Origin of the sequence: Sphingomonas natans (assembly GCF_030546695.1) — a bacterium.
GTDB classification, from domain to species: domain Bacteria; phylum Pseudomonadota; class Alphaproteobacteria; order Sphingomonadales; family Sphingomonadaceae; genus Sphingomonas_I; species Sphingomonas_I natans.
In genome coordinates this window covers 16,035-29,985 of the sequence record NZ_JAUOTP010000008.1, presented here as the reverse complement: position 1 = coordinate 29,985, position 13,951 = coordinate 16,035, and the positions used below count along the sequence as shown (strand labels likewise).

At 68.5% G+C, this 13,951-nt stretch carries 16 protein-coding genes and 1 tRNA gene; 9 read left to right on the top strand and 8 right to left on the bottom strand.

What is annotated here, in order from left to right; all coding sequences use genetic code 11:
• Nucleotides 1-20: 20 nt before the first annotated feature.
• From Q4F19_RS15970 to rpmF, 3 genes are read right to left on the bottom strand one after another with little or no spacing between them, the layout of a single operon-like run.
• Nucleotides 21-983 carry a beta-ketoacyl-ACP synthase III gene (locus Q4F19_RS15970; protein WP_303544525.1) on the bottom strand — a complete coding sequence of 321 codons (963 nt, stop codon included), beginning with the start codon at nt 981-983 and terminating at the stop codon, nt 21-23.
• On the bottom strand, nt 980-2,023 hold the full coding sequence (plsX, locus tag Q4F19_RS15965) for a phosphate acyltransferase PlsX (protein ID WP_303544522.1): 1,044 nt from the start codon (nt 2,021-2,023) through the stop codon (nt 980-982). Before plsX ends, Q4F19_RS15970 begins: the two co-directional genes overlap by 4 nt.
• A gap of 40 nt (nt 2,024-2,063) precedes the next feature.
• Nucleotides 2,064-2,243 (bottom strand): 50S ribosomal protein L32, encoded by a 180-nt coding sequence (rpmF, locus tag Q4F19_RS15960; RefSeq protein ID WP_303544519.1) that lies wholly within the window; start codon nt 2,241-2,243, stop codon nt 2,064-2,066.
• Between the two features lie 194 nt (nt 2,244-2,437).
• On the opposite strand from rpmF, the gene Q4F19_RS15955 reads away from it, so the two are divergent.
• On the top strand, nt 2,438-2,833 hold the full coding sequence (locus Q4F19_RS15955; protein ID WP_303544516.1) for an MAPEG family protein: 396 nt from the start codon (nt 2,438-2,440) through the stop codon (nt 2,831-2,833).
• 7 nt (nt 2,834-2,840) lie between these two features.
• On the opposite strand, the gene Q4F19_RS15950 is transcribed toward Q4F19_RS15955, so the two are convergent.
• Nucleotides 2,841-3,536 (bottom strand): MBL fold metallo-hydrolase, encoded by a 696-nt coding sequence (locus tag Q4F19_RS15950; RefSeq protein WP_303544513.1) that lies wholly within the window; start codon nt 3,534-3,536, stop codon nt 2,841-2,843.
• A gap of 202 nt (nt 3,537-3,738) precedes the next feature.
• Between Q4F19_RS15950 and pabB the strand changes: the two genes are divergently transcribed.
• From pabB to msrA, 3 genes are all read left to right on the top strand, one after another.
• The gene (pabB, locus tag Q4F19_RS15945; RefSeq protein WP_303544510.1) at nt 3,739-5,481 is read left to right on the top strand and encodes an aminodeoxychorismate synthase component I; all 1,743 of its coding nucleotides are present in this window, start codon (nt 3,739-3,741) and stop codon (nt 5,479-5,481) included.
• Between the two features lie 67 nt (nt 5,482-5,548).
• Nucleotides 5,549-6,751, top strand: coding sequence for a pyridoxal phosphate-dependent aminotransferase (locus tag Q4F19_RS15940; protein ID WP_303544508.1), 1,203 nt, complete (start codon nt 5,549-5,551; stop codon nt 6,749-6,751).
• 193 nt (nt 6,752-6,944) lie between these two features.
• Complete coding sequence (msrA, locus tag Q4F19_RS15935; protein ID WP_303544506.1) at nt 6,945-7,643, top strand: peptide-methionine (S)-S-oxide reductase MsrA; 699 nt, start codon at nt 6,945-6,947, stop codon at nt 7,641-7,643.
• Nucleotides 7,644-7,804: 161 nt separating this feature from the next.
• On the opposite strand, the gene pdeM is transcribed toward msrA, so the two are convergent.
• The gene (gene pdeM / locus Q4F19_RS15930; RefSeq protein WP_303544503.1) at nt 7,805-8,476 is read right to left on the bottom strand and encodes a ligase-associated DNA damage response endonuclease PdeM; all 672 of its coding nucleotides are present in this window, start codon (nt 8,474-8,476) and stop codon (nt 7,805-7,807) included.
• A 155-nt stretch (nt 8,477-8,631) separates the two neighbouring features.
• On the opposite strand from pdeM, the gene infA reads away from it, so the two are divergent.
• The 5 genes from infA to Q4F19_RS15905 all read left to right on the top strand — a co-directional run bounded on the left by infA (nt 8,632) and on the right by Q4F19_RS15905 (nt 10,743).
• Entirely contained in the window at nt 8,632-8,850 is a 219-nt protein-coding gene (gene infA, locus Q4F19_RS15925) for a translation initiation factor IF-1 (RefSeq protein ID WP_003049127.1), read from the top strand.
• Nucleotides 8,810-9,451 (top strand): Maf family protein, encoded by a 642-nt coding sequence (locus tag Q4F19_RS15920; RefSeq protein WP_431312414.1) that lies wholly within the window; start codon nt 8,810-8,812, stop codon nt 9,449-9,451. Before infA ends, Q4F19_RS15920 begins: the two co-directional genes overlap by 41 nt.
• Before the next feature lies 1 nt (nt 9,452).
• Nucleotides 9,453-10,448, top strand: a complete 996-nt coding sequence (locus tag Q4F19_RS15915) for a ribonuclease (RefSeq protein WP_303544499.1) — start codon at nt 9,453-9,455, stop codon at nt 10,446-10,448.
• Complete coding sequence (locus Q4F19_RS15910; protein ID WP_303544497.1) at nt 10,441-10,629, top strand: DNA gyrase inhibitor YacG; 189 nt, start codon at nt 10,441-10,443, stop codon at nt 10,627-10,629. Before Q4F19_RS15915 ends, Q4F19_RS15910 begins: the two co-directional genes overlap by 8 nt.
• 38 nt (nt 10,630-10,667) lie before the next feature.
• Nucleotides 10,668-10,743, top strand: a tRNA-Phe gene (locus Q4F19_RS15905).
• Between the two features lie 287 nt (nt 10,744-11,030).
• Here the strand turns inward: Q4F19_RS15905 and Q4F19_RS15900 are convergent.
• The 3 genes from Q4F19_RS15900 to Q4F19_RS15890 are packed head-to-tail and all read right to left on the bottom strand — an operon-like array spanning nt 11,031 to nt 13,950.
• A complete protein-coding gene (locus Q4F19_RS15900; RefSeq protein WP_303544494.1) occupies nt 11,031-11,900 on the bottom strand; it encodes a hypothetical protein in 870 nt (289 codons plus the stop codon).
• Nucleotides 11,897-13,234, bottom strand: a complete 1,338-nt coding sequence (locus Q4F19_RS15895) for a lipopolysaccharide biosynthesis protein (RefSeq protein WP_303544491.1) — start codon at nt 13,232-13,234, stop codon at nt 11,897-11,899. Before Q4F19_RS15895 ends, Q4F19_RS15900 begins: the two co-directional genes overlap by 4 nt.
• Nucleotides 13,231-13,950, bottom strand: a complete 720-nt coding sequence (locus tag Q4F19_RS15890) for a nucleoside/nucleotide kinase family protein (RefSeq protein ID WP_303544487.1) — start codon at nt 13,948-13,950, stop codon at nt 13,231-13,233. Before Q4F19_RS15890 ends, Q4F19_RS15895 begins: the two co-directional genes overlap by 4 nt.
• Between the last annotated feature and the right edge of the window lies 1 nt (nt 13,951).

Sequence of the window (13,951 nt, the reverse complement as noted above, 5' to 3'; positions counted from 1 at the left end):
AAAGCGGGGATTCCGGGGGCTCAGAAACGCAGCGCGGCCGCACCCCAGGTGAAGCCGCCGCCCATCGCTTCCAGCACGACGAGGTCGCCGCGCTTGATCCGGCCGTCGCGCACCGCCGTATCCAGTGCGAGCGGCACCGAGGCCGCCGACGTATTGGCATGTTCGTCGACGGTGACGATCACCTTTTCGGGCGAAAGGCCCAGCTTGCGCGCGGTCGCGTCGAGGATCCGGCGATTGGCCTGGTGCGGCACGACCCAATCGATCGCCTTCATCTCCAGACCCGCCTTGGCGACGGCCTCGCCGAGGACGGCGGCGAGATTGACCACCGCGTGGCGGAACACCTCCTGGCCTTTCATTCGCAGCTTGCCGACCGTCCCCGTCGTCGATGGGCCACCGTCCACATAGAGGAGCTGGTTGTGCCGCCCGTCGGCGTGCAGCGCGACGGAGAGGATGCCGCGATCCTCCGTATCTTCGCCGCGAAGCACCACCGCGCCCGCGCCGTCGCCGAACAGCACGCAGGTCGTGCGGTCCTCCCAGTCGAGGATCCGGCTGAACGTCTCCGCGCCGATGACGAGCGCAGTGCGCGCCGAGCCCGCGCGGATCATGCTCTCGGCTACCGAGATCGCGTAGAGGAAGCCCGAGCAGACCGCGGCGACGTCGAACGCGACGCAGTCGCGGATCCCCAGCATGTCCTGGATCTTGGTCGCCGAGGCGGGAAAGGTCTGGTCGGGGGTCGCGGTCGCCAGCACGATCAGGTCGATCGCGGTTGGCTCGATCCCGGCGGCATCGAGTGCGCGGCGAGCCGCCTCGGCGCCCAATGTCGCGGTCGTCTCGCCCTCGCCGGCGATATGCCGCGCGCGGATGCCCGTCCGCTCGACGATCCATTCGTCGGACGTGTCGACGGTCTCGGCCAGTTCCTCGTTGGTCACGCGCCGCTTCGGCAGCGCGGAGCCCGTCCCGGCAATGACGGCACGCAAAGTCATGCCGCGGTATCGACGTTGGCGCTGCGAGTCTGCGCGAGATCCTCGGCGATGCGATCGGTGATCCGCGCGCGCGCCAGTTTCGCCGCGACCGCGATCGCATTGGCGAAGCCGACCGCGGATGCGCTGCCATGGCTCTTCACGACCGTGCCGGTCAGCCCGAGGAAGACCGCGCCGTTGCGCGTGTTCGGATCGAGGCCCTGCCGCAGCAGGGTGATCGCCGGGCGCGAGAGCAGGAAGCCGAACTTCGAGCGCAGCGACGAGGTGAAGGCGCGGCGGATCAGATCGCCGATGAAGGTCGCGGTGCCCTCGGCGGTCTTCAGCGCGATATTGCCCGAGAATCCGTCCGAGACGATCACGTCGGCCTCGCCGCGGCCGAGCGCATTGGCTTCGATGAAGCCGTCGAACTGCAGCGGCAGATGCGGCGCGCTGCGGATCAAAGCGGCGGCGTCGCGGACGACGTCGGTGCCCTTCATCTCCTCGGTGCCGATGTTGAGCAGCCGCACCTTGGGCTCGGCGATATCGTGGACGATGCGCGAATAGGCCGCACCCATGATCGCGAATTCGAAGAGGTTGCGCGCGTCGCACTCGGTGTTCGCGCCGAGATCGAGCATCACCAGATCGTGCGTGCCGAGCGTCGGCAGCAAGGCGGCGAGCGCGGGGCGATCGATGCCCTTGATCGTGCGCAGCGCGACCTTGGCGGTCGCCATCAGCGCACCGGTATTGCCGGCGGAGACGGCCGCGTCGGCCTTGCCGTCCTTCACGGCGGCGATGGCGAGGCCCATCGAGGTCTTCTTGGCGCGGCGCAGCGCAGCGCTGGGCTTTTCCTCGCCCGAGACGACTTCGGGAGCATGGGCGATGCCGACGCGCCCGGCGAACGCCTTGTGGCGCGCGACCAGAGGCGCGAGGATCGCCTCGTCGCCGAAGAGCGTGAAGGCAAGCGCGGGATCGTGGCGCAAGGCATGGGCGACGCCGGCGACGGTCGTCTCCGGCCCAGTGTCTCCGCCCATCGCGTCGATCGCGAGATGCGGTGTCCCGCTCACTCCAGTCTCTATCCTAGAAGATCCGGACCGGGCGATCGGTTCAGGCGCTGACCGGGAGGATCTCGCGACCGTTATAGTGGCCGCAATGGCCGCACAGGATGTGCGGCTGCTTCAGCTCGCCACAATTCGGGCATTCCTGGAACGATTCGGCGACCAGCGCATGGTGGCTGCGGCGCATGTTCCGCTTGGAAGGCGAGGTTTTTCTCTTGGGGACGGCCATCGAGGCACCTGTTCTACATTAGGGCAAAAAAATGCGCGACGGGCCAATGCCTGTGGCCACCCGCGAACCAAAGGGTCGGGGAAGGCTTGGGGCCGGCTCGTCGCGAACGGTGCGCCTATAGCGATTTCGGCCCGCGTTGCAACCCGATCACGCGCGTGGCAGGCGTCGCCGTCCACGAACGAAGGAACGATATCATGGTGCTGCCGATCACGACCACGATGGCGGGTGCGGCGACCATCCTCAACCTCTGGCTGGCGGTGCGCGCGGCGCAGGTCCGCGTCCAGGGCAAGATCATGATCGGCGACGGCGGCAATCCGAAGATGCTGGCGCGCAGCCGGGCGCACGGCAATTTCACCGAATATACGCCCTTCTTCCTGATCCTGCTGTTCCTGATCGAATATGCGCGCGGCCCCGAATCGTGGCTGTGGGGCATTTCGGTGCTCTTCATCCTCGCGCGAATCGCGCATCCGCTGGGGCTGGAGCGCCCCGCGCCCAACAGGCTGCGCGCGGGCGGCATCCTCGTCACCTGGCTGATCCTGCTGATCCTCGCCGGCTACGCGCTGTATCTGCCTTACGCGATGCCGCGCTGAGGCTGCGTCAGCCCGGCCCGGACGTGTTGGGCGACGCTCGGCCTCGCTCCAGCACGGCATCCGCCACGAACGGGTTGCTCTTCCGCTCGTGCCCGAAGCTCGACATCGGGCCATGGCCGCAGATGAAGGCGGTCGCGTCGCCCAATGGCCACAGCTTGGTCGTGATCGCGTCGAGCAGATCCTGATGGTTGCCGCGCGGAAAGTCCGTCCGCCCGATCGATCCCTGAAACAGCACGTCGCCGACGATCGCGAGCTGCGAGGGCGCGTGGTGGAACACGACATGACCGGGCGTGTGGCCAGGGCAGTGATAGACGTCGAGCACGAGCGCGCCGACCGTCACCCGGTCGCCATCCTCCAGCCAGCGGTCGGGCTCGAACGGCGTGCCCGCAATCCCGTATTTGCGGCCGTCATCGGCCAGCCGGTCGATCCAGAAGCGGTCCTCCGCGTGCGGTCCTTCGATCGGCACGCCGAGCTCCTTCGCGAGGATGGCGGTCCCGCCGCAATGATCGATATGGCCGTGCGTCACGAGCAATCTCTCGATCGTCACGCCCACCTGCGCCGCCGCCGCCTTCAGCCGCGGCAGGTCGCCGCCCGCGTCGACGAAGGCGCCGCGCATCGTCTGCGTGCACCAGATGAGCGAGCAATTCTGCTGGAGCGGAGTCACCGGCACGATCGCGGCGCGAAGCGGGGGTTCTGTGGTCATGCCGCCCGAAATGCGGGCGAAGCGCGCGCGGGGCAAGCGGCGGCTATCCCAACCGTTTGCTTCGAGCGAAGTTCGAGCTTGCCGAGAACGCAGTCGAGAAGGCGCGGGATGGTTCTCCACGGACGCATCTCGACTTCGCTCGATGCTGCTCGAACCCAACGGGAGAGCTTGCAGACCGAGTCGCTGGGGCTAAGGCCCCGCCATGCTGCCGCGCCCGCCCTTCCTCCTGCTCGACGATGCCCGGCCAGGCGGGCGCCGGCTGCTCTATCGCGATCCGGTCGAGATCGTAACGGCGATACACCCCGCCAAGGTCAGGCCTGCGCTCGATCGCCTGCGTGCGCTGATCCAGGCCGGCCACCATGTCGCAGGCTATCTGACCTATGAGGCGGGCTTCGCGCTCGACGATCGGCTCGCGCCGCTCGCGCGGGACGGCGCACCCTTGCTGTGGTTCGGCGCCTTTCCCGCGCCCGAAGCGCTCGCTGCCGACCTCTCCTGGCCCGATCCGGCGGGCGCCTGCGCCGGCGCGCCCGAGCCGCTGGTCTCGCGCGAAGACCATGAGGCCGCCGTCGCCGAGATCCAGCGGCTGATCGCGGCCGGCGACATCTATCAGGCCAATCTCTCCTTCCCCGCGCGGCTCCCCGTCGCGGGGCATCCCGCCGCGCTCTACGCGCGGCTCCGTCCGGCGGCAGGTGCGGGCTGGGGCGCGCTGGTCGCGACGGGCGCGCGCTGGCTGCTGTCCTTCTCGCCCGAAATGTTCTTCACACTCGAAGGCGAGAGGCTCGCTGCGCGGCCGATGAAGGGCACGAGCCGGCGCGGCGACGACGCGGCTGAGGACGATGCGCTCGCGGCGGCGCTCGCCGCCGATCCCAAGCAGCGCGCCGAAAATCTGATGATCGTCGATCTGATGCGCAACGATCTGTCGCGCGTCGCCAAGGCGGGCAGCGTCCGCGTGCCCGAGCTGTTCGCGGTCGAGCGTTATCCGACCGTCCTGCAGATGGTCAGCCAGATCGAGGCCGAGCTCGCGCCCGCGTGCGACGCGATCGATGTGCTCGCCGCGCTCTTCCCGTGTGGCTCGATCACCGGCGCGCCCAAGCTGCGCGCGATGGAGGCGATCGCAACGGTGGAGCCGGGCCCCCGCCACGCCTATACGGGCGCGATCGGCGCGGTGGCGCCCGATGGCGATGCGGCGTTCAACGTCGCGATCCGTACGATCGAGTGGGAGGAGGGGGCCAATGACGCACGTCTTGGGCTGGGCTCGGCGATCGTCGCCGATTCGACCGCGTCGTCCGAATGGGCCGAATGCCTGCAGAAGGCCGCGTTCGTGAACGCCGGTCTGCCGACATTCGATCTGATCGAGACGCTGCGCTTCGATCCGGACGAAGGGCTGCCCGATCTTGATCGGCACATGGCGCGGCTCAAGGAAAGCGCGACCGCGCTCGGCTTCGCGGTCGATCGCCACGCGATCCGCAACGATCTCCACGCCGCCACCTTCCGCCGGACCGTCGAGAGCAAGATCCGGCTGCGCCTGTCGCGCAGCGGTGCGGTCGCGATCGAGGTCTCGGCGGCGCCGCCCGCGCCCTCGGGCGAGGTCGGCGTCGCGCTCCGGCCGCTGCCGGTCGATCCCGCCGACGTGCGGCTGCGCCACAAGACGAGCGACCGGGCCTTTTACGAGGAGGCGCGGATCGCCGCGGCGCGCTTCGAAGTGGCGTTCGTCCACCCGTCGGGCGGGATCACCGAGGGCAGCTTCACCAACATCTTCGTGGCCGCCGCCGACGGGCGGCTGCGGACGCCGCCGATCTCGCTCGGCCTGCTGCCCGGCGTCCTGCGCGCGCGGCTGATCGAGGAGGGCCGCGCCTATGAGGATGCGCTGCACGAGGCCGATCTCGCCGACGGATTCTTCGTCGGAAACGCACTGCGCGGATTGATTCCGGCGCGTCTGTCCTAAGCGGTTGCGGCGGGCGCGACCCGGCCTCTATAGGCGCTCGCGCTTCTTCCCAACGCAGGATGGCCCCATGCCCTTTCTCTCGGCCGCGCTCGGCCGCATCACGCCTTCGCCCACGCTCGCGATGACCTCGCGCACGCTCGAGCTTCAGGCGAAGGGCGTGCACGTCATCGGCCTGGCAGCGGGCGAGCCCGATTTCGACACGCCCGATTTCGTCAAGGAGGCCGCGATCGAGGCGATCCGCGCCGGCAAGACGAAATACACCAATGTCGATGGCACGCCCGAGCTGAAGGCCGCAATCGTCGCCAAGTTCGCGCGCGAGAACGGCCTGACCTACGAAGCGTCGCAGATCAGCGTCAATTCCGGCGGCAAGCACACGCTCTTCAACGCGCTCGTCGCGACCGTCGAGGCGGGCGACGAGGTGATCGTGCCCGCGCCTTACTGGGTCTCCTATCCCGATATCGTCCAGTTCGCGGGCGGCACGCCGATCTTCATCCGCGCCGGCGCCAACCAGGGCTACAAGATCCTGCCCGAGCAGCTGGAAGCGGCGATCACGCCCCGCACCAAGTGGGTCATCCTCAATTCGCCCTCGAACCCGACCGGCGCGGCCTATAGCGAAGCCGAGCTGAAGGCACTGGGCGAGGTGCTCGTCCGCCACCCGCACGTCTGGATCATGAACGACGATATGTACGAGCATATCGTCTATGACGATTTCCAGTTCACGACGATCGCGCAGGTCGTGCCCGAGCTTTACGAGCGCACGCTGACCGTCAACGGCTGTTCGAAGGCCTATTCGATGACCGGCTGGCGGATCGGCTATGCCGGCGGTCCGGTCGCTTTGATCAAGGCGATGTCGAAGCTCCAGTCGCAATCGACCTCCAACCCGTCGTCGATCAGCCAGGCGGCGGCGGTGGCCGCGCTGAACGGCCCGCAGGATTTCCTCGCCGATCGCAACGCCGCCTTCCAGCGCCGCCGCGATCTCGTCGTCCGGATGCTCAACGCGGTCGACGGCATCCATTGCCCGACGCCGGAAGGCGCCTTCTACGTCTATCCCGACGTGACCGGGCTCATGGGCAAGCAGACTCCCAAGGGCGAGATCATCGATACCGACGCCAAGCTGATCGATTATTTCCTCGACGAGGCACGCGTCGCCGCCGTCCACGGCGCGGCCTTCGGCCTCTCGCCCGCCTTCCGCGTCAGCTATGCGACTTCGGAGGAGGCGCTGACCGACGCCTGCACCCGCATCCAGGAAGCCTGCGCGGCGCTGCGCTGAGCACCGTCTCCCCTCCCTGAAAGGGAGGGGCTGGGGGTGGGTCGATCACAACAGGCGACCGTTTCCCACCCCGGAGAGCCACCCACCCCCGCCCCCTCGCCTTGCAGGGAGGGGAGATACTGGCGATCCCGCCGCAACTTCCTACATTCGGCTTTCGAATCTGGGGCTTGAGTCCCCGAACGGAGAGCCTGTCATGTCGCCACTCGCTTCGCGCTTCCTTGCCGGCGTCGCCGCCCTCGGCCTCGGCTATGCCCTGATCGGCGGTACTTCCAGCCTCGCCGCCGAAACCGCGATCCACGCGCCCGCGCCCACCGTCGTCGCCCCCGCCACTGGCACGTCCGAGACGGCGGTCTTCGCCGGCGGCTGCTTCTGGGGCGTGCAGGGCGTGTTCCAGCACGTGAAGGGCGTCACCTCGGCCGTGTCCGGCTATACGGGCGGCACGCTGCGCGGGCCGAGCTACGAGCGCGTCTCCGAAGGCGATACCGGCCACGCCGAATCGGTGAAGGTCACCTTCGATCCGCGCGTTGTCAGCTATGGCGATCTGCTACGCGTCTATTTCTCGGTCGTCGCCGATCCGACGATGCTCAACGCGCAGGGCCCCGATCGCGGCACCCAATATCGCTCGGCTTTGTTCCCGACCAACGAGAGCCAATCGAAGGTGGCGCAGGCCTATCTCGGTCAGCTGAAGGCGGCGAAGCTGTGGCAGCGCCCGATCGTCACCCGCCTCGAGCGCGCCCAGGCCTTCTATCCGGCCGAGGGCTATCATCAGGATTATCTGACGCTCCACCCGGACGCGGGCTATATCCGCGTCAACGATCTGCCGAAGGTGGTCGCGCTCAAGAAGCTCTATCCCCAGCTTTGGCGCGAGAAGCCGGTCCTCGTGCGCGGCTGATTTTTCGCTTTCCTACATGCGCCGGGGTCGTCAGACTCGGCGCATGCGCATCCTTCGGCCCGCTCGTCGCCTGCTCCACCCGGAGCGCGACGCGCGGGAAGGCGTGCGACCCCTGACGTAGTGTCAACTTTGTCAACTTCCGCGCACCGACTCGGGGCGAATCAGGCCGCCAGCGGGAAGCGCAGCAGCCGGTCCGCGACCGGCACCAGCGCCTGCGCGCGTCCGCCCACCGCCTTGCGGATCACCGGATCATGCGCGTCGAGCCCGCCGGTCAGCGCGCCGAACGCCGGCAGGATCAGCTTGGTCGCGCCCGCGATGAAGCAGCGCCTGGCCACGCTGCGCCCGCGCAGGCTCAGCCGCAGCTTCGGATGGAAATGGCCGGAAAGCTCGGGCCGCGTCTCGGCCGGATTGGCTTCGTGCGTCAGCAGCAGCCCGTCCACGAACGTGTCGGGCATGAGCTCGCCGCCGCAATGATCGGCCATGTCGGCCGCGCCCGAATCGTGATTGCCGACGATCCAATGCCAGCGCACCGCCGCGGTCAGCGCGCGCAGCCGCGCCTGCTCGGCGGGGGCCATGCGCTTGCAGCCTGCCGCATCGTGGAAGCTGTCGCCGAGGCACCAGATCTCTGTGGCGCCGCTCGCCGCGACGAGCGCCTCCAGTTCGCCCAAGGTCGCCGCGGTGTCATAGGGCGGCAGCATCTGGCCGGATTTGGCGTACCAGCTCGCTTTCTCGAAATGCAGGTCGGCGACCATCAGCGCCTTGCGCGCCGGCCAATAGAGCGCGCCGGAGCCGATCGTGGCCAGCTCGACCCCACAGAACGAAAAGCGAACCATCGCCCGCCCCTATCGCGACGGGGGCGGATCGCGCAACCGATACTGGCGCCGCGGCGATCGCTTTCCCACATGGCGGGCACGCGCGCTTCCCTTTCGACGGCTTCGGAGCTAAGGCGGCGCGATTTTTTTCGACCCCTATTTTTTCGAGGTTTTGTTTGGCGAAGGAAGAACTGCTCGAGATGCGCGGCCAGGTGGTCGAGCTTCTGCCGAACGCGATGTTCCGCGTGCGGCTCGAGAATGATCATGAGATTCTCGGTCACACCGCCGGCAAGATGCGCAAGAATCGCATCCGCGTCCTCGTCGGCGACGAGGTCCTCGTCGAGCTTACGCCTTATGATCTCACCAAGGGTCGCATCACCTATCGCTTCAAGTAAGGCGCCCGGCGCGCCGGTGCCCACGCGCCCGCGCCTGATCCTCGCCTCCGCGAGCCCGCGCCGGCTGGACCTGCTCGCCCGCCTGGGCCTCGCCCCCGACGCGATCGACCCCGCCGACATCGATGAGACCCCGCTCAAGGCGGAGCTGCCGACCGATCACGCCCGCCGGCTCGCCGCTGCCAAGGCCGCGGCGACGGCGGCGCGCCATCCCGGCTGCGTCGTGCTCGCCGCCGACACCGTCGTCGCCGCCGGCCGTCGCATCCTCCCCAAGGCGGAGGATGCCGATGCGGTCGCGGCGTGCCTCGCTTTGCTCTCCGGCCGCCGACACCGCGTGCTGACCGCGCTTAGCGTGGTCGATGCAGGCGGCGTCGCGCGCCATCGCCTGTCGACGACGATCGTCGCCTTCGCGCCCCTCTCCGCCGCCGCCATCGCCGCGTATGTCGAAGGTGGCGAGGGCGTCGGCAAGGCGGGCGGCTATGCGATCCAGGGTGCGGCCGAGGCGTTCGTCCGCCGGATCGACGGCAGCCATTCGGGCGTGGTCGGCCTGCCCTTGTTCGAGACGCGCGGCCTGTTGATCGCCGCGGGGCTGCTCGAGGGCTGAGATGGCCGAGTGGCTCTACGAGGCGGGCATCGGCGAGGCGCGGGCCGCGCTCGTCGAGAAGGGCCGCATCGTCGAGATGCTGATCGAGCCGGACGATGGCGGCCTGCGCGTCGGCGCTGTCTGCGAGGCAAGGCTGCTCCGCAATCCGGATGCGAGCGGCCGGGCGCGTGTCTCGCTCGCGGGGGGTGAGGCCGATCTGGTGACGATGCCGCCGGGCCTGAGCCTCGGTGCCGCGCTGATCGTAGAGGTCGTGCGCGAGGCGCTGCCCGAGCGCGGCGCGGTCAAGCTGCCGCGCGTCCGCGTTGCGCCGGCGGGCGCAGGCGTCGCCGACGGTCCGGACCTGCTGACGCGGATCGCCGAATCGGGACTGGCGGTTCGCCGCAGCGCTCTGGGCGAGGATGCTTTCGAGGCGCACGGCTGGTCGGAACGGCTAGAGGAGGCGGCGAGCGGCATCGTCGCCCATGACGACGCCCTGCTCCGGATCAGCCTGACCCCGGCGATGACGCTGATCGACGTCGATGGCGGCGGTCCATTGGCCGCGCTTGCGATCGCCGGCGCGCGTCGCTCGGGCGAGGCGATACGCTGCTTCGGCATCGCCGGTTCGATCGGCATCGACCTGCCGACCCTGCCGGACCGCGCCGAACGATTGGCCGCCGCCGCCGCGCTGGACGCGGTCTTGCCCCAGCCCTTCGAGCGGACCGCGGTCAACGGCTTCGGTTTCCTCCAGATCATCCGTCGCCGCCCGCGCCGCTCGCTGCCCGAACTGATCGCCGCCGACCCCGCGAAGGCTGCCGCCCGCGCGCTGTTGCGCCGCGCCGAGCGCACGCAGGGCGCCGGCCCGGTCACGCTGGCCGCCAACGCAGCGGTCGTCGCCGCGATCGAGGCGCGTCCTGCATGGGGTGCCGAACTCGCGCGGCGGATCGGCGCCGGGGTCCGGTTGCGGGCCGAGCCTGGCCTTCCCATCTCCGGTGGCCATGCCCAACGCGAATATGCCTAACCGCCGCGCCAGCGCGCCGTGCCCCGTCTGCGGAAAAGCCGCCGCCGAAGGCCATCTGCCCTTCTGCAGCCAGGGCTGCCGCGATCGCGATCTGCTGCAATGGCTGTCCGACGGCCACCGCATTCCCGGGCGTTCCGTCGACGAAGGCGAAGATGGCAGCGACGACGGGCTAGACAGCTAGGCGAAGCTCCCCTTATAGGCGCGCCTCCCAACGCCCATGCCCGGGTAGCTCAGTTGGTAGAGCACGTGACTGAAAATCACGGTGTCGGCGGTTCGATTCCGTCCCCGGGCACCATCACCCTGTTTCAGGGGATGCCAGAGCGGTTCGGAAAATCTCATAAATCGCTGAAAACCATCGACGTAATGCGCAGTTGCGGGCTCGATCGGCCGAGTTGCATCCGTGCTGTCACGCCAAAAGGCGCGAGCACTCGCAATTCAGATACCGAATCGGCAGCGAGGAAACGAAGCCTTCGTTCGGACGCTTTCCGGAAGCTGGCTTCGCCGGCGAAACCGCGGATTGGGCTCTTCGTTCATTTGGCGCGGGTGGGTGCAGCCAAGTTCCGGGCCTTGGTGCCTGTCACGCTAAGATCCGAGAAGGCCCGACTGACCGTAACATGCAACCAGCCGCCCGATGCGGCATCGTATGTCCGGCGACAGGTCGAACCTGTCCCGATGATAGTCCTGCACGCCTGCGATCTTGCGTTCGACCAGCCGGTCATGCTCGGCGCCCATCAGGCCGTTGATCGCTGCCAGGTAGCGCGACATCTGATAGGCTTCGGCCGTCGGGCGAAGCGCGAGCAGGGCGTTGTAGAAGGCGACGAGGCGGCTGAGGATCTTGCGCAGGGCGTGAAAATCGGCGCCGGTCAGCGTCGGCGAGCGGACTATGCTTTCGACGCTACGAATCTCGCTGGCTACATAGGTTCGGAAGCCGTCGCGGGTCGAGGGACGGAAGCGATCCTGTTCGCGCCTGATCATCGCCTGCGGCACCGCCGTCAGCAACAGCCGGCACAAGCGAGCGCGCCGCGCAACGCGGCCATGCGCGCCGACCCTGTAGGCATCCTGCAATTGCCCGAGCGCGACCGTGAAATGATCCATCATGGTCGGGTACGCATGTTCAGTGCCGAACAGGGCACAGGCGAAGCGCAGATGCTTGAGCTTGGCGCGCGCATATTTGAAGCGGAGGCGGTCCTCGCCATCGAGAGTCCCGGTCTGGCGAAGGCGATCGACGAGCTCGATCAGGAGCTGCCGGTGGTCCGTCTCCGCCCAGAGCTGCCGCGAGACGCAATAGGCCTCGGTCAGGATCGCCTGATCGTAGTCCAGCGTGATGGACGCGGGCAGATCCGTCGTCTCGTCGACATCGTCGTCGACGAGGATCGCGTTGAACAAGGCGTCCAAGACGGCGCGGGGATACGGAGCCGCATCCAGCGCTTCGCGGGTCAGCAACGGCATCATGCTGCAAGCCCTAAGGGCGCGTGTCGATCGGTCGCCCGGCGAGCGTGATAGCTCTGCAAAGTCGGCAGCAGCATCAGGCACGCGTTCAGCGCGGTGCCGATCAGCACCGCATAGCCAGCACCGGATAGGCCCTCCCGTCGCGTCAGCCAGTCCAGCAGGGGAAGGTAGGCGAGGGTGGCGCAGGCTTGTGCCGCGAGCGCCGCCTTCTGGCGTCCGACCATGTAGAGTAAGGATTCGAGCGGGAAGGCCGCGGTCGAGATCGCCACCGACCATGCCATGATCTGGAGCAGGCCGGCCGCCGCGACATAGCGATGACCGAACAGCGCGCCGATCACCGGAGCGCCGCCCAGCATGATCAGCAGCACCAGCCCGACGCCTACGCAGGCGGACAGCAGGCCGAGCCGCAGTCCCAGCCGCCATGGATCGCGACTGGCAGGATCGAGCCGCATGATTTCGGGATAGAAGCCGCGACTGAGCAGGTCGGCGGGCTTGGTGGTCGAATCCACCAATGTCGCCGCGATCTTGAACAGACCGGCGGCGGCGGGCCCGAGTGCGGACGCCACCACCAGATTGCTGAGCGGCCCCCATGCCGCATAGATCGAGTGCGCGACGTTGGTCGTCCACACGAAGCCCCACGCACCGGGCAGGCGCCGGGCAACGCCGAGCAGGCCGGGACGAAAAGCCGAGAGCATGTCGCGCCGCCTCAGTTCACGCGCGGCAAGCGCCCACAGGACGAGGTCCCCGGCGAGATCGGCGACGTACCAGGTGGCTACGAACGCGCCGAAACCCGCATGTGTCAGGAAAGCGAGCACCGCTCCTGCCGCGCGCAGCGCCGGGGTCACCACCTGCTGGCTGGCGATCAGATCGAAGCGGTCGAGCATCCGCAGCGTGCCGGTCGGGGTCGCTGCGGTCATCGTCGGAACGAGCGTGCAGTAGAGCAAGGCGGGCAGCAGTGCGGCGTGCGGCAGGCCGAGCCAGCGCGCCATGACCGGCAGGAGCAGCATCGCGCCGATCATGCCGACGAGCCCGCTCGTCAGATCGAGCCCGGTCGAGAAGCGGACCGTATCGCGGGCGACATGCGTATCGCCCCGGAGCAGCGCCGGGGTGCCGCTGCGGATGATGAACTGCCACGTCTGGAACTTGGCGAGCGCGCCGACGCCGTTCGCGTAGGTATGAATGATCATCAGCGTGCCGAACAAGGCCGGGGTCAGGCCGCGCCCTGCACAGGCCAGCGCGAGAAGCCCCAGTATTGCGCCGGCGGCCTTGCCCGACGCCAGATAGCCGGCGTTACGCATCACCGCGCGGAACAGCCCGTCCTCGATCCAGCGCTTCACCGGCCCGATGCTCCGGTCTGGGGATAGGTCGCCAGAACGCGCGCGATCGCCTGCCTGGCCTGATCGAGAACGCGATCCAGCGGCTGTGTCGCATCGACATCGACGATCGGTGCGCCTTCGAACCGCAGCTGGGCGATGCTCGCGATCTTGATGGCAAGCGAGTTCGGCCGATGATCGGGTTTCCGCGCGACCGCAGTCGCGAGATCGACGGTCAGCCGTATCACCAGATCGGGCCGCTGCGCCGCCATGCGCGCATAGTGGCGCTGCTCGCGCGCCGCGAGCCAGCGCGTCAGGGCGCCGCGCGGGGTCTTTCCCGACAGACCCGGCCCATCGATCGCGCCGGGCAGGTCGATTTGCGGGAAACGATCGGCGAGGATCGCGATGCCGCGTTGCCGGAGCTTTTCCATGCGGCGAAAGCGGTGCACGCGCCGCATCGACAGAAGATAGATGATGATCGCGATGCCGGTGCTGGGGCCCGCCGGGGCCTCGGCCTCCTTCGTCTTGTGATCCAGCACGCGATCGAAGCGCCGTCCGAAGATCGGCCAGCGGGCGATGGCGCGCGCGATATTGCCGGTCTGCTTGCCAAGGTGGCAGAGCTCGGTTGGCCGCTGGGCCTGCATCCAGCTGAGCAACTCGGTGCCGACGGTCGATTTGCCCGCGCCATCCGAGCCGACGAGCGCGATGAGCGGCGCTGATCTGGGCGTGTTGGTCCCCATT